Origin of the sequence: Paenibacillus polysaccharolyticus, assembly GCF_023714295.1 — a bacterium.
Classification (GTDB): Bacteria; Bacillota; Bacilli; order Paenibacillales; family Paenibacillaceae; genus Paenibacillus; species Paenibacillus polysaccharolyticus_A.
Map to the genome: position 1 here is coordinate 1,799,366 of NZ_JAMAUN010000001.1, position 25,056 is coordinate 1,824,421.

Genomic DNA, 25,056 nt, shown 5'->3' on the forward strand with positions numbered 1-25,056 from the left:
GTAAAGTTTTATTGGGATAGAATAATTATTTTTTCTTGATACATATAGTGATGACTGATCTATATAACCATATATTTACAATTTTATCCACTCATGATATGTTTACATATGAAAGCGCCATCATGATTGGGGTTATGCACATTTCGCTCTCACATTTCAGATGGAAAGGGAGATGGCAATGAAGGTCCGAATGGAGATGGAAACGAAGAATGGATGGAGGGAGAGGATTCAAAAAGCATTGGCAATCATGCTGGTCAGTACCTTGTTGTTGGGTATGCTGGCATTGCCTGCACCTGCGCAAGCGGATGCCCCGCTGCTTAAGATTGAAGGTGAAGATGCACAATTAACCTCGGATTTGCAAGTGGTAACTCAGATTTACGGACAGCCGAAGCCAGGTTACTCGGGAAGCGGATTTGTCTGGATGCAGGGATCGGGAACGATCACATTAGATGTAACCGTTCCCGAAACGGGGATGTACAGTATTTCCACCCGTTTTATGCAGGAGCTTAGTATGGATGGCAGACTTCAATACTTGGCAGTGAACGGGGTAACGAAAGGCTCTTACATGCTTCCATATACGACAACATGGTCGGATTATGATTTTGGTTTCCACAAATTAAACAAGGGAAGCAACACAATTCAACTGAAGGCTGGCTGGGGTTATGCATATTTTGATACGTTCACAGTGGATTATGCCGATCTTGATCCGCTAAACGTACAACCTGTGCTCACGGATTCACAGGCTACGCCGGAAACACAGCTTTTGATGAATTATCTAACGGAGGTATATGGACACAAGATCATATCGGGGCAACAGGAGATCTATGGAGGAGGGAATGACGGAAATTCTGAGCTGGAGTTTGAGTGGATTCATGATTTGACGGGTAAATATCCGGCCATTCGCGGTTTTGATTTTATGAACTACAACCCGCTTTATGGCTGGGAAGATGGTACAACGGATCGGTTGATCGACTGGGTGAACAACCGCGGAGGCATTGCAACCGCATCTTGGCATATCAATGTGCCGCGTAACTTTACTACGTATCAACTTGGCGATTTTGTCGATTGGAAAGAGGCGACCTACAAACCAACCGAAACGAACTTTGATACCGCAAAGGCTGTCATTCCTGGTACGAAGGAATATCAGTATGTCATGATGACCATTGAAGATCTGGCGGAGCAGCTCCAGATATTACAGGATAACGATGTGCCGGTTATTTTCCGTCCTTACCATGAAGCAGAAGGGAACGGAGGACTGAACGGAGAGGGAGCCTGGTTCTGGTGGGCTTCTGCCGGAGCGGATGTGTATAAGAAGCTGTGGGATATGATCTACACCGAGCTGACTGAAACGTATGACCTGCATAACCTGATCTGGACTTACAACAGCTACGTTTACAGTACTTCACCAGCTTGGTATCCGGGGGATGATCAAGTAGACCTTGTGGGCTTTGACAAATACAATACGATCTACAATCGTTACGATGGATTATCCGGTGTGCCTAATGAGGATGCTATTACGTCCACATTTTATCAGCTTGTGAACTTGACCAATGGCAAAAAAATGGTGGCAATGACAGAGAACGATACCGTTCCAAGCGTGAAAAATCTGACAGAGGAAAAAGCGGGCTGGCTTTATTTCCTTCCGTGGTACGGCGAGCATCTGATGAGCGAAGCATTTAACTATGCTTCCACGTTAAAAACGCTCTATCAAAGCGATTATGTCATTACTCTGGATGAGTTGCCGGATCTGAAGGCGAACCAGCCCAATCCAAGTGCGGTCATCTCACCCGGAAGTGCAACCTTTGACAAGGAAACAAGTCATGCAGAGGATATTACGATTTCGCTTACCTTGAATGGGCATCAGTTTACGGGCGTTTCTAAGGGAGGTGTGAATCTGGTTTCCGGCCAGCATTATACGGCATCTGAATCAACAGTGATGCTGAAGCAAGCCTATCTAACAACACTACCGCTTGGACAAACGAGCCTAACTTTTCACTTCAACAATGGTAAAGATGCTGTTCTTAAGTTGAATGTAATCGATAGTTCCATTGTTGTAGTACCACCAGACAGCAAGCTAACGATTCAGGCGTATAACGGCAATACGAGTGCTTCGACGAACGGTATCGCACCCAAGTTCAAGCTGATTAATTCCGGGAATACGGCTATTCCTCTCAGCGATGTAAAGGTGCGGTACTATTATACGATTGATGGTGAGCAAGCACAGACCTTCTGGTCCGATTGGGCAAGTGTAGGCAGTGCCAACGTTACCAGTACCTTCGTCAAGCTGGACACACCAGTAACTGGCGCGGATTATTATGTTGAACTGGGATTCACTAGTAATGCCGGAGTGCTGAATCCGGGTGAAAGTGCAGAGATACAGGCTCGGTTTTCTAAAAATAACTGGTCTAATTACAATCAGTCCGATGATTATTCATTCATGGCAACGGGGAATCAATATGCTAATCACAGCAAAGTAACCGGGTACGTAAGTGATCAGTTGGTATGGGGTGTGGAACCTTAATCGAAAACAAGCAAGACCGGGTCAGTTTCTTGTTGAACTGATCCGGTCTTGTTTTATTATGTGTAGGGAAGGAAGCGTATGGATAAAAATCCGAGACTTAAGGGAGTTATGTTTTATTTTAGAAAGTTATACTTTTGGTAGTATATGTAATTTGTAAGGGTGTAATGACGAAGTTCTTACCATAATAAATATTATGTAAACTTATATTTTTCGATATCCTTTATAGATTACATCTATGGTATTAGGGAATGCTAAAGTCCTGATTAATACTAAAATAGACTCTTTATAAACTGTATTCAGACACAGAAGATACACTCCGTTGCAGTGAACAAACTTCCATTTTAGTTGAAACTTTTATACATCAGATTGTTTCCCGAAAATCGTTTTCGATTCTACTGAAAATGAGCAGGTCAATCATCTGACCTATTGGCTCAAATGACAGTCAGAGCTAGGGTTACAACACTCCATAAGTGTAGAATAGCAACACTAATCTCCTAAGGATACAGGAGAGAAGAAAACGATAATTAAAATTGGGAAAAATATTAATGTTTTAATACAAAAAAAGGAAGTTATACGCGCTATAAGCCTACCCCTAAATCAAGTTAAATTAACTTGTCTAATAAATAGAAAAATAAGGGAAATACCAGAGAAAAGCTGATGCTACGCTATTTATAGATTGATTTGATATGGATTTGCGATAGATTTTCAGATGACCTTCACGTTATGCTGTGGGAAATCAGAAAGGAAGTGGCAACCATGGAACGCGAACTGGCGTTGGAAATTGTCCGAGTAACAGAATTGGCGGCTTTAGCTTCAGCTCCTTGGATGGGAAGAGGCGACAAGAATAGTGCAGACGAAGCGGCTACTTTAGCCATGCGTGCCATGTTCGATTCCGTGTCCATTCGAGGCACGGTCGTGATTGGGGAAGGGGAGATGGATGAAGCCCCAATGTTGTATATCGGTGAACAAGTCGGCAATGCGGAGGGACCGGAGGTTGATGTCGCTGTTGATCCTCTGGAAGGTACAGAGATTGTGGCTAAAGGGCTGAACAATGCATTATCCGTCATTGCGGTGGCGGGAAAAGGAAATCTGCTTCACGCTCCGGACATGTATATGGAGAAACTGGCGGTTGGTCCTGCGCTGGTAGGCAAAGTCTGCATTGAAGATCCGATTGAGGTGACCTTGGAAAAAGCGGCTGTTGCTCTAAATAAAAATATCTCCGATCTCACGGTCATGATCCTTGATCGAGTACGGCATGAGAGCACGATTAAAACGCTTCGCAAAGTTGGCGTGCGGATCAAATTCCTTAGTGACGGCGACGTTGCGGGAGCGATGGCTCCAGCTTTCCCGGAAGCGGGTATTGATCTGTATGTTGGATCAGGTGGTGCCCCTGAAGGCGTGCTGGCTGCAGCAGCCTTGTCCTGCCTCGGAGGCGAGATTCAAGGCCGTTTGATGCCAGCCAATGCAGATGAATTCCAGCGTTGCTTGCAGATGGGCATTGATAACCCATACAAAGTGTTGACGATGGAAGACATGATCGGTACAGAGGACGTTATTTTTGCCGCAACGGGAGTAACGCCTGGTGAAATTCTTGGCGGCGTGCGTTATCTTGCAGATGACCGGGCGGAGACAGATTCGATTGTCATGCGTGCCAAAACGAAAACCATTCGTTTTATTCGTTCCCTGCATTTCCTGCCGAACAAAGAGGTACTGCATAAGGTTCGTAAGCTTCAGGCTTCCTCCGAGCCATCAGATCGCATGATCCGGAAATTGACTAAAGAGATGGAACAGGCTGAATTCAGTCAGTCTGCCAAAGATGCAAGCGTAATTACAAATGGTTAATATGTTTACTTCATCTATATATTAACTTCATAGTACGTATATATTAAGTTCATAGAACAAATCTGTGCGCTACATTATTGACAAGTAAGAATGAGGAAAAAAGGTGAATCCTGAATTCCTCATTCTTTTTGTTGTTTTTGCATTGACAACGGTTACATGGCATGAGAAAATGTACGCGCGTACATAAATGGATGTTCTTGATGATTTTTTGATTTTTACGTGCACATTTCATCTGAAGGAGGTGACGGACATGGCTTCTCGCAGAGAAGTCGCTGAGCTAGCGGGGGTATCCGAAGCGACGGTGTCCAGAGTTTTAAACGGCGTTGGACCCATCAGGGAAGAGACTCGCCGCAGGGTACTTGAAGCATCCGAGCGGCTAGGCTATGTACCGAGTGCACTTGCTCGTAGCTTCGCCAGAAGTAAGAGCGGCAATTTGGGCGTTGTGTTGCCATACGTTCCGAAGGCGCATCTGTTTTCAGCCTATTTTTTCTCGGAAATGTTAAGTGGTATCGGAAGCAAAGCGAGAGACAACGGCCTTGATCTGCTCGTTATGTTTCAAACCGCAGGTGAGGTTATGAATTATACCGATTTGTTCCGCAGACAGAAAATTGATGCCTGTATCATTCTTGGTGCGAGACATGATCAGGATGAGCTGGCGGCCATGCAGCAACTGGATCGGGAAGGGCATCCGTTCTGCGTTATGAATCAGCATTTTGCGAATGAGTCATTCATGGAAGTGGATGCTGATCATGTAGAGGGAAGCAGGCTTGCTATACGTCATCTTACCGATCAGGGACATCGTAGAATCGCCTTTTTGAATGGACCCGACAGCTATTCGAACAGTCAGGATCGATTGGAGGGCGTGCGATTGGGGCTGCATGAGGCGGGCATGGAGCTGGATTCTAGTCTGTTATTTGAAGGCAACTACAGCAGGCGGAGTGGCATTGAGGCGTCAGCCTCTATAGCTGATCGTTTGCATGAGATTGATGCCGTGTTCGCAGCGAATGATCGGATGGCCATTGGTGTAATGCATGGCTTGCGGGAACGAGGAGTACGTACTCAGGATTTCCCGGCATTTGTTGGTTATGATGACTCGGATGCGGCCGAGATGGCTGTTCCCGCGCTGAGCAGCGTCAGGGTTCCCTTTTTCGAGATGGGGGAGCTTGCTGTGTCCAAACTGATGCAAGGTACGAATGGAATAGCTGATGCAAAAGATTCGAAAGGGTATCATTCTACAGTAGCTTTTGACTCGTTACGAACTCTTTTACCCACAGAATTGATTATTCGTGCTTCTTCCAACCGTCATGTTGAAAAGTAGAGCCAAGCAGATCCGTTAGTTACTTTCATTCTATACCCATGTTTTTTTTCATTCTATTAAGGGAGGAAATGATTATGTCAAAACGTCTTCGTGTAGGGATGGTTGGATACAAATTTATGGGGAAGGCCCATAGTAATGCCTATCGCAGTCTGCCCATGTTTTTCCCATCTGCGCCGCTACAGCCTGAAATGTCGGTCATATGCGGTCGCAATGAGCAGGGAGTTCAGGCGGCGGCAGATCAATTTGGTTGGGCTGAGAGCGTCACGGATTGGCGTGAACTGGTCAAACGGGATGACATCGACCTCATTGACATCAATGCTCCAAGTGATGCTCATAAGGAAATTGCGCTGGAGGCAGCACGTCAAGGCAAGCACTTGTTCTGCGAAAAGCCACTCGCGCTTTCGCTGGCTGACTCCCGCGAGATGCTCCAGGCTGCAGAAGATGCAGGTATAACCCATATGGTCGGGTTTAACTATCGTTTCTCCCCAGCCGTACAGCTTGCGAAGGATCTGATCGAAAGTGGACGGCTGGGCAAAATCTATCATTTCCGTGCGTTTTTCCTTCAGGACTGGATTCTGGACCCGAACTTCCCACTCGTTTGGCGTCTGCAAAAAGAAGTCGCAGGTTCCGGTTCACACGGTGATCTCGGTGCTCACTTAATTGACCTCGCTCGTTTCCTCGTTGGTGAATTCCAGGAGGTTATTGGCATGAGTGAAACGTTCATCAAAGAACGTCCGCTCGCTTCCGAGATGACGGGTCTTAGTGCCAAAGGCAGTTCAAGTGCAGATGCACCGAAAGGTGAAGTAACAGTGGATGACGCCACGTTGTTCTTGGCGAGATTCGCAGGTGGGGCGCTTGGCAGTTTCGAAGCGACTCGATTCGCTGCCGGACATCGTAGCACGAACTCTTTTGAGATTAACGGTAGCTTGGGCAGTGTGCGTTTTGACTTTGAACGTATGAACGAACTGGAAGTCTACTTCACGAAGGATGATGAAGATGTGCAGGGCTTCCGCCGCGTGCTGGCTACCGATCCTGCGCATAAATATGCCGAGGCTTGGTGGCCTGCGGGACATACGATTGGTTTTGAACACACATTCACACATGAAATGTTGGAACTTGTAACCGCTATTTCAGAAGGCCGTCAGCCGTCGCCAAACTTCCATGATGGAGTTGCCTGCCAAGCAGTACTTGAAGCCGTAGAACGTTCGGTAACGGAGCGTCGCTGGGTAACTCTTGAAGAGATGTAACGATGTGATAACGAGCTGTAGTCCGATTCCGATTTTCAGATCCAAGGAAGCATCAAAAAAAATGTATCGAAAGCGAGGATCTAGCGATGAAAAAAGCACTGATTGTATGGGGCGGCTGGGATGGACATGAGCCGGAGCAAGTAGCCGCGATTTTTGAGCGTATTTTGAAGGAAGAGCAGTTCGAAGTCGAAGTCTCTGACACTTTGGAGTCGTATGCGGACGCAGAGAAATTGCTCGGTCTGGATCTGATTGTGCCTCTATGGACGATGGGGCAGATTGAACAGGAGCTGGTGAATAACGTTTCAGCGGCTGTACAGAGTGGTGTGGGCCTGGCAGGTCTGCATGGCGGGATGTGTGACGCCTTCCGTAACAACGTAGACTGGCAGTTTATGACAGGCGGACAGTGGGTAGCTCATCCAGGTAACGACGGGGTCGAATATATGGTGAATATGAAGCGAGGCTCCAGCCCGCTTTTCGAACATATTGAAGATTTTCAGGTGAAAAGTGAGCAGTATTACTTGCACGTTGACCCGGCTGTGGAAGTGCTCGCAACCACCCGTTTCCCGATTGTATCCGGGCCTCACGCTGCCAATGGGCCTGTCGATATGCCAGTAGCATGGACGAAGCGCTGGGGTGCAGGACGGGTATTTTACAATTCACTAGGACACCATGCAGACATCGTAGATATGAAACCCGTAACCGAGATGATGCGCAGTGGTTTCCTCTGGACAGCCGCAGGTAAGGAACTGGCGAAGAGCCGCAAAACCGATGCGACGACAGAGGTATACACAGGCATGGCAGACAACCAGACCTAATCTTCTACAGTTACAGTTCATTATTTTAGTCAATCTGTACGTTTGTAATGTCGCTTTCACATGACATCCATAAGAGGATTTTAAACAACATATCAGATCCACGGCGAAGGGAGCAAGGGCATGAAAACAATGAAAGTAGGTATTATCGGCTGTGGTAAGATCAGCGGCATCTATATGGAGAACTGCCATCGTTTCGAGGTGCTTGAGCTGGTTGCGGTTGCCGACCTGGATCGGAATCGGGCAGAGGAACAGGCTGCTGCATACAACGTTCCTAACGTATACACGGTGGACGAAATGTTTGCGAGTCCCGAGATCGAGTTGATCATCAATCTGACGATTCCTGCCGTGCATGCCGAAGTATGCATACGTGCGCTGGAATCGGGCAAACACGTATATGTCGAAAAACCACTCGCGGTTACCCGTGAAGAAGGGCAGGCTGTACTTGAAACAGCCAAACGCAAAGGCCTTCTTGTAGGCTGTGCACCTGAAACCTTCTTCGGTTCAGGCATCCAGACAGCACTGCAGCTCGTTGAGGATGGTATCATCGGGAAGCCGGTAGCGGCAACAGCCTTTATGATGAGCCGGGGACATGAGTTCTGGCATCCTGATCCGGAATTCTATTATGCAAGCGGTGGAGGACCGATGTTTGATATGGGACCTTATTATCTAACCGCGCTTGTTCAATTGCTGGGGCCGATTAAGTCCATTGCGGGAATGACGGGTAAAGCGATGACAGAGCGAACGATTACGAGTGAGAAAAAGAGAGGCCAGATCATCCCCGTTGACATTCCAACCCATGTCACCGGTCTGCTCCAATTTGAGCAGGGAGCCATCGGTACGCTAATTACAAGCTTTGATGTATTTGGCGGAAGTGCATTGCCTCCGATTGAGATTTACGGAACGCATGGCACGTTGCAAGTCCCTGACCCGAACACTTTTGGCGGCCCAGTCCGTTATCGTTTGATGGGGGAACATGAATGGACAGAGGCTCCGCTTCTTCCAGGATACCAGCAAAATACGCGTGGCATCGGCGTGGCGGATATGGCGTATGCTGTTCAAAGTGGTCGCGCGCACCGAGCGAGCGGCGAGCTGGCTTACCACGTGCTTGAAGCCATGTGGGCGTTCCATGACTCTTCGGATGAGCAGACTTTTTACAAAATGCAGAGCACATGTCAACGTCCAGCGGCGTTGCCAGTGAACCTGCCACTATATACGTTGGATCAGTAAGAAGTGCATAACTTCTTTCACGTGTAAACAGAAATAAACGGCCTCTTTCCAAGAAAATGGGAAAGAGGCCGTTTTGTGTACGAAGAGTATTGTGTATCAAATGTACAATGCAAGATTACCGTTATTTTATCTGACATTTAGCAAAATGTATTTATAATCAAGGCTCAAATCCGGCCTGACTTATATAGATCTCCTGTTCTGAAAAATGCGACTGCATTCGCTCCACAACCGTTTGGTAAGCATCCGGCTGATACCAGTGCTGCATTCCGACCTCCTGATAGAGGGCCTCCATCCCAAGTCTCCGTGTGCGCTTGCCTTCGCTACCGTCACCCATAAAATAGTCATCAATACACACGCGCTGAACAAGCGGCCTCAGTGTAGACGCAAACTGTTCACTGCTTGGCAATACAGGTGCAATAGCTGCTTGAGTCGGGACGCCAGCATCCCGTAGTTGTTTAAGTGCATGTAGGCGACCTGCGATAGGTGGTGCAGAGGGAGTAAAATGCTTCCTAATATCGTCTTGATCGGTTTCGACGGTCATGCTCACTCGCACACGTTCACCGAGTTTCTGCAGGATATCAATATCACGAGTAACCAGCGGACTTCGGGTCTGCACCAAAACAAAATCCGGCGGTTCGATCAGCATCGTTTCCAGCAATGAACGTGTGATTTGTTCCTGAGCTTCGACGGGGTGATACGGGTCGGTGCTGGACGACATGAATATTGTTATTTTTCCTTTCTTACGGGCTCGCTGCAATTCTTTGGCGAGGATGCCGGAGGCTTCTTTTTTCACATCCACCCAGCTTCCCCAGTCTTCCTTACGAAATAAGTTGACAGGCATCTGTCTAACGTAGCAGTACGAACATCCGAAGGTGCAACCGGTATAAGGATTCAAGGTATGGGTGTAACCATTCAGGAAGCCCGTGCCTTTGTTTAATAATGTCTTGGGCACCTTGTAAGCCAATTGAGCCTTCATGAGCTGTCATGCCTTTCTCTGTAATGTGCAGGAGTACATCCGGTGTGCTTACGAAAAACGGAAATGAAATAAGCCGGATTAGATATCCCTACTTGGCGTGCGATTTCGTTAACGGTTAAATGTGTATGTTCAAGAAGAGCTTGAGCTTCGCTGATACGTTTCGCTTGGATATATTGAACCGGGGTTTGACCCGTAATGCGTTTGAACACCCGATGCAGATGGTAAGGACTTCCATGGCTAGCAGCAGCAAGTACATCCAGCGTCAATGGTTCCGTGTAGTGCTTCGCTATATACTCCGTAATTCCGTAAATCCACTCTTGATCTGGCACCCGTTCTCCTGTAGGTTTACAGCGTTTGCACGGTCTGAATTTGTGAGCTAGCGCTTGTTCGGCATTTTGAAAAATCAGGACATTGTCCGATTTGGGTGCTCTTGATCTGCACGAGGGACGACAGAAAATACCGGTTGTTTGTACCGCGTAGAAAAACGTACCATCGTACGTGTGATCATTCTGGATTATTGCTTCCCAGTATTCATGGGGAATCCACGAAGGCAGGGTATTATGTTGCTCTGTAGGTTTCATCAGATTCACCTCTGCTTTCATTATACCCTGCATGATCGGGAAATGACGAAGTTTCGGATTGAAATCGCAAGATATCAATATAATCGCAAATTATTAAACGAAATTCTTTTTTATTATTTTGAAGACAAAAGTATGGTGAGTTCCTTACTCATTGATCTTATCAATTTTTAGAGCTGTTCTAATAGGCGGGTTGGATTCATTTTGGTTAAGGTCAGCAGTGATTCTCACTTTTTGTCCTACTTCAATCGAATCATAATGTTCTTTATCGAGGTAATAATATGCTGCTTCTTGATTTTGTGCTAGTTCTATAAATTTCTCGGAATCTCCATTTGCCAAATCTTCCTTACTTATATTTTGGAGCACAAGAAATTTATACTTATTATTCTCAGCTTCTTTATATACTACAGTACCCTCGTAAATTGGATAATTTATTTGTTCTTCTTTGTTAGAGCAGCCTGTTAATACAATCATATTAATTAAAATAAATAAAAATGTTTTTATCATGAGGGACCTACTTTCAATGTGATATGAAGTTGTTGGCTTGCATTCCATTTATAATCTAACTTAACAAATAGATCAAACCAGCAACTGCAAACGTGGACCATCTAGCAACTTTCTTCTTTATATAACGGTCTTCCTTAGATTCTGTATGGAAATTACCTCTTTGCTGGTAACCAGTCGTCCATGCTCCAATGCAAAGTCCAGAAACAAAAATAAGTATAATCCCTAGATAAATAAAAAAATTCATATTAAATATCTCCTTCCCAAATACCCTAATTCTTATTAAAACGTTTAATATAGGGAAACGTTGCAAGCGAGGAAGCAAATTGTAAAAATACAGGGTATTCAATCTCTCAGCGCAATGAGCGATTAGCTCTTTCTTCATTCCTGCTGAAATATACGCTACAATATAAAGAACTGTTCATCTATATCAGTTGAACTAAAAATGGTTCCACTTATATAGCCTTGATCATTCTGATCTCCTGAACCAACAACAAATTACAAACATCAGTCATAGAAGAAAGAGGTAGATAAACATGGTTCGATTCGGTGTAGTAGGTACCAACTGGATTACGGAAAGGCTGCTGGAATCTGCAGTTCAAGTGCAAGGCTTTCAGCTAACGGCGGTATATTCGCGAACAGAAGATAAGGCTAACGCATTTGCAGATCGGTATGAAGCAGCCTATCGTTTTACGGATTTGGAAGAAATGGCAGCTAGTGATGCGCTGGATGCAGTGTATATTGCCACGCCAAATACACTCCATGCACAACAAGCGGAGATTTTTTTGAAAAATGGCAAGCATGTACTGTGTGAGAAACCCCTTGCGGCTAATGCGGCAGAAGTACACAGTATGATTGAGACAGCTCGCAAGCATGACGTGCTGCTGATGGAAGCAATGAAGTCAACTCTCGTTCCCGTATTTAAAAGTGTAGAGAAGCATCTGCCCAAAATCGGCCCTGTCCGCAAGTACATAGCAGGTTATTCGCAGTATTCTTCGCGTTATGACAAGTATAAGGAAGGTATCGTGTTAAATGCCTTCAAGCCTGAGCTCGCTAATGGGGCATTAATGGATCTGGGTGTATATTGTTTATATCCACTCATTACGTTATTCGGAGCACCAAACCAGGTTCAATCTCAAGCCATGATGCTGGAATCCGGCGTTGACGGGCAAGGCAGTGTGTTGCTGAATTATGATGGAATGGATGCGGTCGTAACGTACTCCAAAATCTCCAATTCACACGTACCTAGCGAAATTATGGGTGAGCGCGGAAGTATCATCATCGACAAGATTGGATCGCCGGAACATGCAGAAATTCGTTATAATGACGGTACGATTGAGGTACTGACGGTGGAACAGCGACATCCCGCGATGTATTATGAAGTGGAGGAGTTCGTGAATCTGGTGCAACAAGGGAAAATAGAATCCACTATGAATACGTACGAACGCTCCTATCAAACGATGAAGGTCATGGATCAGATCAGGCAACAGATTGGTCTTGTTTTCCCCAATGATTAAACGAGAGAGTTTATAAGAGAGGAAGCGAACGAGATGAGCCGAGAAGAGCAGAGGATCGTGAACGATCAGCAGAGCGGAGAAGAGTGGGAACATTCGGAAGACATCATCAGAGACAGGAAACGCAGCAAACAGATGCATCAGCATGAAGAGAGCGGTCTGGAACTGTCCCAGATTGTTTTTATAGGAAGAACGTTTGAGGAATACATGCTTATGTTTGATCTTACCGGGGAGGAGCTTGCAGGCCGGAACATCCTGGATTGCCCTGGAGGTGCATGTTCGTTCAGTAGTCAGGCTCGGAAACATGGTGCTCATGCTGTAGCGGCAGATATCGTTTACCAGTATGGCATGAATGAACTTGGAACGAAGGGGTTTCAGGACATTGAACATACGATGAAACAGATCCATGCTGTTCAAGGAAAGTATATTTGGGATCAATTCGGAACGATTGAAGGGTTGAGGCAAGAACGATTGCGCGCGATTATGGATTGTGTGGAAGATATGAGACAGCATCCTGAATGTTACGTAGCCACGGTATTGCCTGAGCTGCCTTTCAATGATGAACAGTTTGATTTGACCTTATCCGCACATTTCTTATTTACTTATGCAGATCGGTTAAATTTTGATTTTCATGTTCGAACGTTATTAGAGATGTTACGTGTCACAAGTCATGAAGTACGTATTTTTCCGACAGTAGATCTGACAGGCAAGCGTTACGAACATATGGATGAACTGAAGGTGTTTTTGGAAAAAAAGGGTTATCTTCTATCTGAAGTTAGAACGTCATATGAATTTCAGCGTAATGCTCATACGATGCTTCGGATAAGAAAGCCTTCACTTTAGACAGATTAAGATGGGAGGGAAACGAGATGAAAAAGGTTCTTATTCTTGGAGGTACACGTTTCTTCGGTAAACGACTTGTGGATCATCTGATCTGGGAAGGGAAGTCAGAGATCACGATTGCGACTCGTGGACAGACGGAGGTCGATTTTGGAGCGGAAGTGAAGCGAATTCGGATGGATCGGGAAAACCCTCAGTCTGTAGCAGAGGTTGTACAGTCGGATGAGTGGGATATCGTCTACGATAATATCTGTTACTCTCCGAATGAAGCCAAGGCTGCATGTGAAGCATTTGCCGGACGTACTAAAAGATATGTGTTAACCTCTACACTTTCGGTGTATGGGGAACCAAGAGAAGGATTTGTGGAAACGGACTTTGATCCATATACGTATCCACTGCAGTATGGTAACAAGGAGGACTTTGCATATGGTGAAGGCAAACGGCTTGCCGAAGCTGTCTTTTTCCAAACGGCGTCCTTCCCGGTAGCGGCCATGCGTATCCCTATTGTACTTGGTATGGATGATTATACGAGACGGCTTCATTTTCATATCAAACATGTACAACAAGGAAAACCGATAGGCATGCCGAATCCCGCTGCCGAGATTGGGTTTATTAATTCAACGGAAGCGGCAAGGTTCCTTGCCTGGCTTGGAAATGTGTCGTTAACCGGACCTGTGAATGCCGCGTCCAAGGGGGCGATTACACTCGCATCGATGATGCAGTTAATCGAAACGGTGACGGGCATGCAGGCTCAGATTCTGAAGCAAACCGTAGACGAAGATATGTCGCCTTTCGGAGTGCAGCAGTCATGGACGATGGACACAGCTAAAGCAGAGCAAGCAGGGTATACATTTGAAACGCTTATGGATTGGTTTCCGGGTCTTGTGCGTGAGATCGCTCTTGCGCTACAGTCTGAACGATAATCACGCCAAGAGATGCACTTATTCGTTATAAGAGAGCCAATAGAGAGATACGCTTGTATTCAACTAAAAGTTTAAATTGATCATATTAAAAAACAGGATGACCAGAGTGAACTGCACCTCCAATTGTTGATAATGTCTAACAATTGGGATGAAGTTCATCTCGGGGACGTCCTGTTTTTTTTGTCTTTTTTTCTCGAACTTGGTCATCGGAGTAGACTGTGTAAAATCTCTAGTTAGAATTGTATAACATCAATTAGTAAGCGGAACAGAAGCAGATGTACGTATTCGTAGTTCGGAAGGTAAGATCATCGTTTCAGCGGCAGATGACAGTTTTCCTTCAATCCGGTCAATCAGCATCTGCATTCCTTGGTATCCGAATTCATAAGCAGGTTGTGCAATGACGGTCAGAAAAGGTTCAAAGGCGGAAGCCAGATCAAGGTCATCGAAACAAACGACAGAGATATCCTCGGGTACTTTAAGCCCTCGTTTGCGGAGCAGACGGATCACTCCAATCGCCAGCATATTATTGGCTGCAAAAATAGCTGTAGGCTGCTGTGACCTGGAGAGCAAACGCTCCAACCCTTCATCATCACTAAAATCACGATAGCTTGTACGGAGTATAAGGGAAGGATCAGGTGTAATCCCTGCTTCCTGCAGTCCTTTGATATAACCATCCTCACGCAGTCTGGCAGTCGAAACTTCGGAAGACCCGTTGACCAGTGCAATGTGCTCGTGTCCAAGTTGAATAAGGTAACGTATGAGCTCTATTGCGCCTTCACGGCTGTCTCCGGCAATCACATCCGAAGTGATGCCGGGCACGATTCGATCCAGAAATACAAATGGAATGTTTCGAGCCTGCAACTGTTGCAGATGGGGGAGAGAGCGATCTCCTGCAGGTGCAAAGAGCACGCCATCTACCCGTGTCGACAGGATCGCCTCCACATACTCTTTTTCTTTTCGATAATCCTCGTCACTGTTACCAAATAAAACACGATAACCCCGAAGATGCGCAGCATCCTCGGCTCCACGGGCGAGCGTTGTATAGAAAGGATTGGTAATGTCCGTAATTAGCAAAGACAGCATATGAGTTCGCTGCAACACCAGACTTCGTGCATTGGAGTTAGGAATGTAGCCCAGTTCATCGATGACCTGCTGCACACGCTCACGTGTAGCCGTGCTGATGCGACCTGTGCGATTAATGACTTTGGAGACAGTCATCGCAGAGACATTTGCTTTTTTGGCAATATCATAGATTGTAATCAAATGGAATCGAACCTTTCCACAGCATAGTCCTTTCATTTTAATGGATAATGGTAATTGACAGCAACATAGGAGCGTGGTAAGTTAGGGTTACCGATAACCCTGAAAGACATTCTACGATCTTAACTCGTTTTTAAATTGCTGGATTAAGCACTATTTTAATCTGATTTAAGAAGTACAGTTAAGAAAAATCGTTCTATAGGTTATTTCTGAAAATGATCTTTATAAATTCATTTTTTGAGTCAACACAGCAACCGTTCTCGTTATTTTTCATGATAATTAATGAGAGTGGTTTATTTTTTTAGAGTTATGTAAACGCATTCAAAAAATCGATGCGTGTGGTTATCGGCAATGTCCACCAGGTAGTGTGATCTGATTTCTTTTTCTTTTGTCGCTCATCGTTCAGTCAGAATATTCTCAATTCCACATGCATTTAATGAAATGCACTAAAAGGAGGACGTTCTCGCATGACTCATCAGGATTATCGTTATCAACAGCCTTTTCCCAAGATTGGTATTCGTCCCACAATAGATGGCAGACGCAAGGGTGTGCGCGAGTCGTTGGAAGAGCAAACGATGCGTATGGCAACGTCTGTAGCTGAGCTGATCTCATCCGAGCTTCGTTATGCCGACGGTTCTCCAGTCGAATGCGTGGTCGCGGAGACCTGTATCGGCGGTGTAGCCGAAGCAGCGGCCGCAGCGACATTGTTCAGCCATTCGAATGTGGGTGTAACGATTACCGTAACGCCTTGCTGGTGTTATGGTACGGAAACGATGGATATGTCACCGTCTATACCGACGGCTATCTGGGGCTTTAACGGCACAGAGCGACCGGGAGCCGTATATTTGGCTGCCGTGCTATCTGCACATGCACAGAAGGGGATTCCTGCGTTCGGGATCTATGGTGAAGATGTGCAGGACGGCGGTGATACGACCATTCCAGATGATGTGCGTGACAAGTTACTCCGGTTCAGCCGTGCTGGACTTGCGGCGGCCACAATGAAGGGACAGGCGTATTTGTCTATTGGCTCGGTGTCGATGGGGATTGCAGGTTCCATCGTGAATGATTCTTTTTTCCAGGAATATCTGGGCATGCGAAACGAATATGTGGATATGAGCGAATTGACACGGCGTATAGAAGAAGAAATCTATGATCCAGAGGAATATAAGCTGGCTCTGGCGTGGGTAAAGGAGAACTGTAGTGAAGGTCCGGATAACAACCCGGAGCATCTTCAGTCTGATCGAAAACGTAAAGACGATGAGTGGGAGACCGTGGTTAAAATGACGCAAATCGTACGTGATCTGATGGCTGGTAATCCGAAGCTTGCTGCACTTGGATATGAAGAAGAGGCCATGGGCCATCATGCCATTGTTTCGGGGTTCCAAGGCCAGAGGCAATGGACGGATCATGCCCCTAATGGAGATTTCCTGGAATCTATACTGAACTCCACGTTCGATTGGAATGGTAAACGTGCACCCTATCTTGTGGCAACGGAGAATGACAGTTTAAACGGTGTGTCGATGTTGTTTGGGTCTCTACTCACACATACGGCTCAGATTTTCGCAGACGTACGGACGTATTGGAGTCCTGATTCAGTGAAACGGGTGACTGGACATCAACTGGAGGGGCACGCTGCAGCGGGCATTTTACATTTGATCAACTCCGGTTCTGCTGCCCTCGATGGAACAGGAGAGCAATCGAAAGATGGCAAGCCTGTTCTCAAACCTTTCTGGGATATCACGGATGAAGAAGTGCAGCATTGCTTGAAAGCAACCTCATGGAGACCCGCTTCCGTTGAATATTTCCGCGGAGGAGGATACTCGGCTGACTTTCTGACCAAGGGCGGTATGCCTGTGACCATGACCCGTTTGAATTTAGTTAAAGGATTGGGACCGGTGCTGCAGATTGCTCAAGGTTATACGGTGGATCTGCCAGAGAATGTTCATGACACGCTGGACCAGCGAACCGATCCAACATGGCCTTCGACCTGGTTTGCACCAATTCTCACGGGCTCAGGTGCATTCACTTCGGTGTATGAGGTGATGAATCAATGGGGAGCGAATCATGGTTCAATCTCGTATGGACACATTGGTGCTGATTTGATTACGTTGGCATCAATGCTGCGCATACCTGTTAATATGCACAATGTACCTGAGACAGATATTTTCCGTCCGCGGGCATGGGGATTGTTTGGCACAAGTGAGCCGGAGAGTGCCGATTATCGTGCTTGTAGCGTATTTGGACCGCTGTATCGTTGAGACGCTGAGTGAAGGAGGCTGTCACATGGGGAATCAGGCTGCACATGTACTTGCTGCTGATTTCGGTGCCGGTAGCGGCCGAGTTGTTCGGGGGTCGCTAGACGGGAACAGACTGATGCTGCATGAGGTTCATCGCTTTCCCAATGACCCGGTTCAGCTTCGGGATGAATTGCACTGGGATTTCCTGCGTTTATTTTACGAGTTGAAACAAGGGATACGCAAAGGCGCTGAAGGTATGCCGGGACGAATAAAATCCATTGCTGTGGATACCTGGGGCGTGGATTACGGACTGATTGATGGTGCGGGAAGATTGCGCTGCAATCCCCGTCATTATCGTGATGCACGTCATGCGAAATCGATGAACGATGTGCTTCAGATGGTCAATGAGCAAGAGCTATATGCGATGTCAGGTGTGCTACCTCAGCAGATTAATACGATATTTCAGTTATACGGTGAACTTCAGGACAGTGGGATCAATTCTAAAGATAGTACAATGAATCCCGATGCTGATACACGTCTATTATTCCTGCCGGACTTGTTTAACTATTATCTATCTGGCGAGCAAGCATGCGAGTATACGATAGCAAGCACCAGTGGTTTGTTGCATAGCGGGGAAGTGAAATGGAATGAACCATTAATGAGCCGCCTCGGCTTACCTGTTTCGTTATTTCCACGATTGGTTCACTCAGGGACTGTACTAGGCCATTTATCAGACGATCTGGTTAGAGAGCTACACACCGGTCCCATGAAAGTTGTTTCCGTGGGATCACATGATACGGCTTCAGCACTGGCGGCGATCCCTGCGACTGAATCGAACTATGCATTTATTAGCTGTGGAACTTGGTCCCTTATGGGGGTGGAACGTGATTCACCTGTGTTAAGTGTGCAGGCTCTGGAGCTTGGATTTACGAATGAAGGAACCGTGTATGGTAAGGTGAGAACGCTGAAAAATCGTTCAGGTCTGTGGTTGCTTCAGGAGTGTAAACGCCAGTGGGAACGGGAAAATCGATTCTACTCCCACGAAGAGTTAGTCCAGCTTGCTGTATCAGCAGGTGCACATCAATCGGTGGTATCGCCAGGAGATGATGTTTTTATGAGCCCAGGTGATATGCCTAAACGAATCAGGCAATATTGCGAACTCACTTTTCAAACGGTCCCCGAAACCGTAGGAGCCATCGTTAGATGTATATTGGAAAGTCTGGCACTGGAGTTCAGGCAGACGCTGGATGAGCTTGAACAGATTACAGGGGTACGACCTCCTGTGATTCATATGGTTGGTGGTGGTGTGCATAATCGCCTGCTATGCCAGTTTACGGCGAACGCTACGGGTGTTCCGGTAATTGCTGGACCCGTTGAGGCATCTTCTGCGGGCAATTGCCTGCTCCAATATGTGGCTCTTGGTGAAGTAGGTGGTTTGTCCGAGATCCGTGACATTGTATCGGCCTCCTTCGATACGGAGATGTATACACCTCAAGATTCAGAGTGCTGGCAGGAAGCATATGGAAAGTACCAGCAATTCAACCAACGGAAACAAAACCAGCAATAAAGGAGTGAGAGAAACATGTCTGAACAGCAGATCAGAGAAGAACTAACCAAATATGCCCGTAAGGCAGTAACTCAAGGACTTGTTGTCGGGCCGGGAGGTAACATTAGTGCACGCTCAGGCAATACGATGCTTTTATCTCCAAGCGGGTTCGCGCTAGAGGAACTGGAGCCGGATGAATGGATCGCCATTGATATGGAGACAGGAGAGACACAAGCAGGAGCCAGCCGTCCTTCGTCTGAAGTCCTCATGCATCTGTTCAGCTACCGTGCTAACCCGGATATTCAGGCTATTGTGCATACGCACCCGGCTTATACGATAGCCCTAAGTCTTGTTTTTGACCATCTTCCGCACCTGTTTCCGGATCAGTCCGCATTGGTTGGAGATATCGGATTTGTGCCTTACGTACTGCCAACGACCAAACTTCTCGCCGATGCCGTTGCTGCTAAGGTGACCGAACATTCTGCGCTTATTCTCGTCAATCACGGTCTGGTTACGACAGGTAAAAATCTGCGCGAAGCCTATTACCGTACACAAGTGGTAGAGGAAAGTGCCAAGGTGTATATGATTGCCAAGGCCGCAGGCGAACCTAAAATTTTGACTGACGCAGAATATAAAGAAATTCAATCCCTTGAGAGTGAAGCTTATCGAGTTCAGCTACTACAGCAACTTAAATCTTGATCTGGTTTGATATTAAAACAAGATAGTTTCTGCAGTCGTAAGGGAAGAACTTCAAAGATATGAGATTCGTCAAAATATGACATGAAGATAAGCAAATGATTCCCTTTTTCTCGACAACTATTGCATTACCTGAAATACCGAGTATAATACTGGGTAAATAGAACGAAAAGGGGATGCAATAAACGATGAAAACATATGCTGAATTGAACTCTCTTCTTGTTGACGATTATCTGGATCTCCTGAACATTGCAAAACAACTTGGTGATGAGGAATGGAAAGACGCTATTCTGCAAGCATTGAAGGAAGAAGTCGATGCGAACCATCACGTGGATTCTACCGAAGTACGGCAGGATCTCTGGAACCAGTTTGAAGACATCAACGAACAGATGCATGAATTGTTGCTACAATTAAAACAAGCCGAACATCCGGAAGAAAAAGAACAGATTATCGAGTTAATCTGGGGATTGAAAATAGACCGCCATGCGATTACTCGCAAGCTTGAAACGATGAGCCGTGCCAGTGCCGGGGCGCACAAGGGCTGAGCATTAATATAAGTTATACAACACTGTTATACAGTGCAGATTTACATGAAAAACCCGCATCAACCCTAGAATTATGTTCTAGGGCTGTGATGCGGGTTTTATTTATCATGGCCGGATGATCGTTGGTACTGGTTACGGCTGTTTGGCTCGTTCTATCTTACTTAGAACTGCTTGGCAAAACGCTGCGCTTCTTCAATCCCTTTCTGTTTGATCTCCTCGGCACGATCCTTGAACTGGTTATGACCTTCAACAAAGATGCCATCCAGCTTCGGTACACCTAGAAATGACATGATGATGCCCAAATAACGATGTCCCGACTCCATCTGAGCCGCTGGTCCTTCGGAGTAGACACCGCCACGGGCTTGAATGTGTAATGCTTTTTTATCCGTCAGAAGTCCTACCGGACCTTGCTCTGTATAACGAAACGTTTTGCCTGCTACACAGATAGAATCAATATATGCTTTAAGTACTGGCGGGAAGGAGAAGTTCCACAGCGGTGAAACGAATACATATTTGTCTGCATTCGCGAACTGGTCAGATAGTTCATTCAGCCGTTGTACCTTGGACTGTTCTTCAGAGCTCAGGTCGCCTCCAGTTTGCAGCTTGCCCCATCCACTGAATACGTCCGCATCGATATGTGGGATATTGGAACGGTACAGATCGAGATGAATGATTTCGTCTGAGGCATGACTTTCTTTGTACGCATCAATAAACGCTTTGCCGGCAGCCATACTGAATGAGGTTTGATGATCATGCGGATGGGCAGTAATATACAATAAAGTAGACATAACTTGGTATCCTCACTTTCCAATGTGGGTTGATTTATGGGTCCATATACTCAAGAAACAGCTCCAGTGACTGGAGTAGTATGGGGTGCGATGTTACTTTTTATTCGTGCGTTTGGGTAAAAGACCGGGTAAGTTGGTCACTGAGACAGCGGAGGTGGTATGTAATTTGACTTTTGGCAAAATATAGTGATGGAAACTTTAATATATGTATAATATATAAGGACAAGTATTGTAGCGAAATGAGCTTTATACGTACAAGTTCAGCCAGCTATATACCAGAAGTTGAGGCCAAACGTTATATTTTATTTTCCAACGATAATAAGATGAGTGAGATGAATGCACATGGGAATGGACTTGGAGAAACAGCGATTAAGCATTGAAGCGGCAAAATTGTATTATCAGTCCGATTACAGCCAGCAGGATATTGCCTCAAGACTGGGCGTATCACGTCCTACCGTATCGAGGCTTCTTCAATATGCCAAAGACCGAGGGTACGTGCGCATTGAAATCATGGACCCGCTGGAGGATATTGATATTATCGGTGGGGAACTGAAAGCCAAATACAACCTGGAGACGGCACTGGTATGTTTTGCACCCTTGAAGAGTGATGAGGAGATTCAGAAGCATATAAGCAAGAGAGCTGCGGACTATTTGCAGGACACCGTGCAGGATGCGGACATTATCGGTGTGACATGGGGAACAACAATGCATGCGGTCGCACGTCAACTCAGACCCAAGCAGGTGAAAGGCGTAGAAGTGGTGCAGCTTAAAGGGGGCGTAAGTCACTCCCATATAAACACCTATGCCGCGGATATTGTTCATCTGTTTGCCGAAGCGTTTCATACGGTTCCCAGGTATCTGCCGCTTCCGGTGATCTTCGATAATATTGAAGTGAAAAAAATGGTCGAGGCAGACCGTCACATTGGACGCATTGTTGAGCTGGGAAGACAGGCGAACATCGCCATATTTACGGTAGGAACCGTGAAAGAGGATGCACTTCTGTTCAAGCTGGGATATTTTAACGAACAAGAACAGGAGCTTCTGATGAAGTCTGGTGCAGGTGATATTTGTTCACGTTTTTTTGATGCGGAAGGGCACTTGATCAGTGAGGAGATTAACAGCAGAACGGTCGGGATTGATTTGGCTGAATTAAGAAACAAGGAGAAATCCATTCTCGTGGCTGGGGGCGGGCGCAAAATTGAAGCGATTCATGCGGCTCTGAAAGGCCAGTATGCCAACATTTTGGTTACGGATCAATACACAGCGCAGGCATTGCTTCGTTTATAGGAAAGCGAATAGATGGGTTACCCAACCCATATGGGTGCTATTCTTGTCACCAGCACAACTTCATATTAAGTTCAACAGTGACAACATCTGCCATGACATCCGGGCGGATGTTTTACTATGTAAGGCGGAAAATAAACACGGAACAAGTAATATTTCCTCATGACGTAACACAAAGTTCACTTTTCGATCCACAAATGATAAATGAACGAATGTTCAAGTTGATTTTTACATATGTTCATGATAGTGTAAGGATATAAGTTCACCAGTTCAGATAAGGGAGAGATTTCAATTGACTACACCACAATTAGCCAAAATGATCGACCACACGCTGCTTCGTGCAGACGCAACTCGTAACGAGCTTACCAAGCTGACGGAAGAAGCGAAGCAGTACCAATTTGCATCGGTATGTGTGAATCCGGGCTGGGTATCTTACGCTGCAGAGCAACTTCAAGGCACTGGCGTAGATATCTGTACAGTTATTGGTTTCCCTCTGGGGGCGTCAACTTCGGAAACAAAGGCATTTGAAACGAAAGATGCTATTGCTAAAGGGGCAACAGAAGTTGATATGGTCATCAATATTAGCGCACTGAAAGACGGCAAAGATGATGTTGTAGAGCAGGACATTCGTGCTGTTGTCGAAGCTGCGGCAGGTACATTGGTGAAAGTAATTATTGAAACTTGTCTGTTGACAGATGATGAAAAAGTACGTGCATGTCAAGCGGCTGTCAGAGCCGGAGCAGATTTTGTGAAAACATCAACTGGTTTCTCCACAGGCGGGGCAACTCCGGAAGATATCGCGCTGATGCGTCGTACCGTTGGTCCTGACGTAGGTGTTAAAGCATCCGGCGGCGTGCGCAGTCTGGAAGATATGCAGAAAATGATTGAAGCAGGGGCAACTCGAATCGGAGCAAGCTCAGGCGTGAAAATCATGCAAGGCGGCCAGTCCACTTCTTCTTATTAAAATGAGTTATTCTCCTGAACTCTGCCTGAGATACCTGACAGGGTTCAGGACCATTTTTCACTTGAACATGAAACGTAATATATCCTGTTGTTTGTAAGCGCTTTATAAAATTTCTGAAATCATATGTTATGAAATGACACAAAATAAGATTCAGTAACCCTTTGAGCAGTTTATACAACGGGATTAACGACCTTCAAAGGAGAGATCACATGAAATACCTTATTGCCATCCTTGGCTTACTCGTTGTTTTTGGACTGGCTTATATCGCCAGTAACGGCAAGAAACAGATTCGATATCGACCGCTTGCGGTAATGATTGTTTTACAGATTATATTGGCTTACGCTTTGCTGAATACGGAAGTGGGAACATGGCTGATTGGCGGATTTTCCACCGTATTTAAGAACTTGCTTGATTACGCAGCCGAAGGGATCACCTTTGTTTTCGGGGGTTTGATCAACATTGGAGCAGAAGGCGGGAGCGGTCCGTTTTTCCTGACTGTGCTAATGCCGATTGTGGTCATCTCTGCCTTAATTGGTATCCTGCAGTATATCCGAATCTTACCTTTTGTTATAAAATATATTGGTCTGGTATTAAGCAAAGTCAACGGAATGGGCAAACTGGAATCATATAACGCGGTTGCTTCTGCTATTTTGGGGCAATCTGAAGTGTTCATCTCGGTGAAAAAACAAATCGGGCTACTGCCGAAACATCGGCTGTACACCCTCTGTGCATCAGCAATGTCCACGGTATCGATGTCCATTGTCGGCGCCTATATGACAATGATTGAACCGAAATATGTAGTGACAGCGCTTGTGCTTAACCTTTTCGGCGGTTTTATCATTGCTTCCATCGTCAATCCGTATCGGGTTACGGCGGAAGAAGATATATTGGAAGTGCGGGAAGAAGAGAAACAATCGTTCTTCGAAATGCTGGGAGAATACATTCTGGACGGATTCAAAGTAGCAATTGTCGTAGCGGCGATGCTAATCGGTTTTGTCGCCCTGATTGCCTTGATTAACGGAATATTTAGCGCTGTAATCGGTATTTCGTTCCAGGAACTGCTTGGGTATGTGTTTGCACCTTTTGCCTTTGTTATGGGTGTCCCTTGGAAAGAAGCGATTCAGGCAGGCAGTATTATGGCTACCAAAATGGTGTCCAACGAATTTGTTGCGATGCTGAGTTTGAGCGAGCAAACGGCATTGTCTGCCAGAACAACAGGAATCGTATCCGTCTTCCTCGTATCCTTCGCCAACTTCTCCTCCATCGGTATTATTGCCGGTGCGGTGAAGGGACTTCATGAGAAACAGGGCAACGTGGTGGCCCGCTTCGGTCTGAAGCTGCTTTACGGTGCATCGCTGGTCAGCGTGCTGTCTGCGATCATCACTGGACTGTTTTTGTAATTCGGATTATTGGAAGCTGGAAGGAGTGCTT

General features: G+C 46.0%; 22 protein-coding genes. 16 read left to right on the forward strand and 6 right to left on the reverse strand.

Annotation, left to right across the window (positions count from 1 at the left end):
• Window positions 1–178 precede the first annotated feature (178 nt).
• The 6 genes from M3629_RS08250 to M3629_RS08275 all read left to right on the forward strand — a co-directional run bounded on the left by M3629_RS08250 (window position 179) and on the right by M3629_RS08275 (window position 8,970).
• On the forward strand, window positions 179–2,521 hold the full coding sequence (locus M3629_RS08250; protein WP_251504060.1) for a glycosyl hydrolase: 2,343 nt from the start codon (window positions 179–181) through the stop codon (window positions 2,519–2,521).
• 756 nt (window positions 2,522–3,277) lie between these two features.
• Window positions 3,278–4,363, forward strand: coding sequence for a class II fructose-bisphosphatase (gene glpX / locus M3629_RS08255; RefSeq protein WP_251504063.1), 1,086 nt, complete (start codon window positions 3,278–3,280; stop codon window positions 4,361–4,363).
• Between the two features lie 250 nt (window positions 4,364–4,613).
• Entirely contained in the window at window positions 4,614–5,681 is a 1,068-nt protein-coding gene (locus tag M3629_RS08260; protein WP_251504067.1) for a LacI family DNA-binding transcriptional regulator, read from the forward strand.
• A gap of 74 nt (window positions 5,682–5,755) precedes the next feature.
• A complete protein-coding gene (locus tag M3629_RS08265; protein ID WP_251504070.1) occupies window positions 5,756–6,928 on the forward strand; it encodes a Gfo/Idh/MocA family protein in 1,173 nt (390 codons plus the stop codon).
• Between the two features lie 86 nt (window positions 6,929–7,014).
• Window positions 7,015–7,743: a ThuA domain-containing protein gene (locus tag M3629_RS08270; RefSeq protein WP_154983454.1), complete on the forward strand. Its 729-nt coding sequence runs from the start codon at window positions 7,015–7,017 to the stop codon at window positions 7,741–7,743.
• 120 nt (window positions 7,744–7,863) lie between these two features.
• Window positions 7,864–8,970 (forward strand): Gfo/Idh/MocA family protein, encoded by a 1,107-nt coding sequence (locus M3629_RS08275; protein WP_154983453.1) that lies wholly within the window; start codon window positions 7,864–7,866, stop codon window positions 8,968–8,970.
• Window positions 8,971–9,127: 157 nt separating this feature from the next.
• On the opposite strand, the gene M3629_RS08280 is transcribed toward M3629_RS08275, so the two are convergent.
• The 4 genes from M3629_RS08280 to M3629_RS08295 all read right to left on the reverse strand — a co-directional run bounded on the left by M3629_RS08280 (window position 9,128) and on the right by M3629_RS08295 (window position 11,275).
• On the reverse strand, window positions 9,128–9,946 hold the full coding sequence (locus M3629_RS08280) for an SPL family radical SAM protein (RefSeq protein WP_251504072.1): 819 nt from the start codon (window positions 9,944–9,946) through the stop codon (window positions 9,128–9,130).
• Window positions 9,943–10,527, reverse strand: coding sequence for a bifunctional transcriptional activator/DNA repair enzyme AdaA (locus M3629_RS08285; protein ID WP_251504653.1), 585 nt, complete (start codon window positions 10,525–10,527; stop codon window positions 9,943–9,945). Before M3629_RS08285 ends, M3629_RS08280 begins: the two co-directional genes overlap by 4 nt.
• A gap of 144 nt (window positions 10,528–10,671) precedes the next feature.
• A complete protein-coding gene (locus tag M3629_RS08290) occupies window positions 10,672–11,031 on the reverse strand; it encodes a DUF3221 domain-containing protein (protein ID WP_251504076.1) in 360 nt (119 codons plus the stop codon).
• Between the two features lie 55 nt (window positions 11,032–11,086).
• Window positions 11,087–11,275 carry a DUF5316 family protein gene (locus M3629_RS08295; protein ID WP_251504079.1) on the reverse strand — a complete coding sequence of 63 codons (189 nt, stop codon included), beginning with the start codon at window positions 11,273–11,275 and terminating at the stop codon, window positions 11,087–11,089.
• A 289-nt stretch (window positions 11,276–11,564) separates the two neighbouring features.
• Here M3629_RS08295 and M3629_RS08300 point away from each other — a divergent pair, with 289 nt between their 5' ends.
• Genes M3629_RS08300 through M3629_RS08310 form a run of 3 tightly spaced genes read left to right on the forward strand, consistent with a single transcriptional unit; the run spans window position 11,565 to window position 14,305 of the window.
• Window positions 11,565–12,545: a Gfo/Idh/MocA family protein gene (locus M3629_RS08300; RefSeq protein WP_251504082.1), complete on the forward strand. Its 981-nt coding sequence runs from the start codon at window positions 11,565–11,567 to the stop codon at window positions 12,543–12,545.
• A 33-nt stretch (window positions 12,546–12,578) separates the two neighbouring features.
• Entirely contained in the window at window positions 12,579–13,385 is an 807-nt protein-coding gene (locus M3629_RS08305) for an SAM-dependent methyltransferase (protein ID WP_353056726.1), read from the forward strand.
• Window positions 13,386–13,411: 26 nt separating this feature from the next.
• Window positions 13,412–14,305: an NAD-dependent epimerase/dehydratase family protein gene (locus M3629_RS08310; RefSeq protein WP_251504085.1), complete on the forward strand. Its 894-nt coding sequence runs from the start codon at window positions 13,412–13,414 to the stop codon at window positions 14,303–14,305.
• A gap of 249 nt (window positions 14,306–14,554) precedes the next feature.
• Here the strand turns inward: M3629_RS08310 and M3629_RS08315 are convergent, their stop codons facing one another.
• Window positions 14,555–15,568 (reverse strand): LacI family DNA-binding transcriptional regulator, encoded by a 1,014-nt coding sequence (locus tag M3629_RS08315; protein ID WP_251504089.1) that lies wholly within the window; start codon window positions 15,566–15,568, stop codon window positions 14,555–14,557.
• A gap of 464 nt (window positions 15,569–16,032) precedes the next feature.
• Between M3629_RS08315 and M3629_RS08320 the strand changes: the two genes are divergently transcribed.
• The 4 genes from M3629_RS08320 (at window position 16,033) to M3629_RS08335 (ending at window position 20,589) form a co-directional block, all read left to right on the forward strand.
• Window positions 16,033–17,823, forward strand: a complete 1,791-nt coding sequence (locus tag M3629_RS08320; protein WP_251504091.1) for an L-fucose isomerase — start codon at window positions 16,033–16,035, stop codon at window positions 17,821–17,823.
• A gap of 25 nt (window positions 17,824–17,848) precedes the next feature.
• Window positions 17,849–19,369 carry a rhamnulokinase gene (locus M3629_RS08325; RefSeq protein WP_251504093.1) on the forward strand — a complete coding sequence of 507 codons (1,521 nt, stop codon included), beginning with the start codon at window positions 17,849–17,851 and terminating at the stop codon, window positions 19,367–19,369.
• A 15-nt stretch (window positions 19,370–19,384) separates the two neighbouring features.
• Window positions 19,385–20,047: a class II aldolase/adducin family protein gene (locus M3629_RS08330; protein WP_090924843.1), complete on the forward strand. Its 663-nt coding sequence runs from the start codon at window positions 19,385–19,387 to the stop codon at window positions 20,045–20,047.
• A 185-nt stretch (window positions 20,048–20,232) separates the two neighbouring features.
• On the forward strand, window positions 20,233–20,589 hold the full coding sequence (locus M3629_RS08335) for a hypothetical protein (protein ID WP_090924844.1): 357 nt from the start codon (window positions 20,233–20,235) through the stop codon (window positions 20,587–20,589).
• Between the two features lie 161 nt (window positions 20,590–20,750).
• On the opposite strand, the gene M3629_RS08340 is transcribed toward M3629_RS08335, so the two are convergent.
• The gene (locus M3629_RS08340) at window positions 20,751–21,377 is read right to left on the reverse strand and encodes an FMN-dependent NADH-azoreductase (RefSeq protein WP_154890361.1); all 627 of its coding nucleotides are present in this window, start codon (window positions 21,375–21,377) and stop codon (window positions 20,751–20,753) included.
• A 348-nt stretch (window positions 21,378–21,725) separates the two neighbouring features.
• Here M3629_RS08340 and M3629_RS08345 point away from each other — a divergent pair, with 348 nt between their 5' ends.
• From M3629_RS08345 to M3629_RS08355, 3 genes are all read left to right on the forward strand, one after another.
• Window positions 21,726–22,664, forward strand: a complete 939-nt coding sequence (locus tag M3629_RS08345) for a sugar-binding transcriptional regulator (RefSeq protein WP_090924853.1) — start codon at window positions 21,726–21,728, stop codon at window positions 22,662–22,664.
• A 313-nt stretch (window positions 22,665–22,977) separates the two neighbouring features.
• Window positions 22,978–23,625 (forward strand): deoxyribose-phosphate aldolase, encoded by a 648-nt coding sequence (gene deoC, locus M3629_RS08350; RefSeq protein WP_154958012.1) that lies wholly within the window; start codon window positions 22,978–22,980, stop codon window positions 23,623–23,625.
• Window positions 23,626–23,834: 209 nt separating this feature from the next.
• Window positions 23,835–25,025 carry a NupC/NupG family nucleoside CNT transporter gene (locus M3629_RS08355; RefSeq protein WP_090924846.1) on the forward strand — a complete coding sequence of 397 codons (1,191 nt, stop codon included), beginning with the start codon at window positions 23,835–23,837 and terminating at the stop codon, window positions 25,023–25,025.
• Window positions 25,026–25,056: the final 31 nt, after the last annotated feature.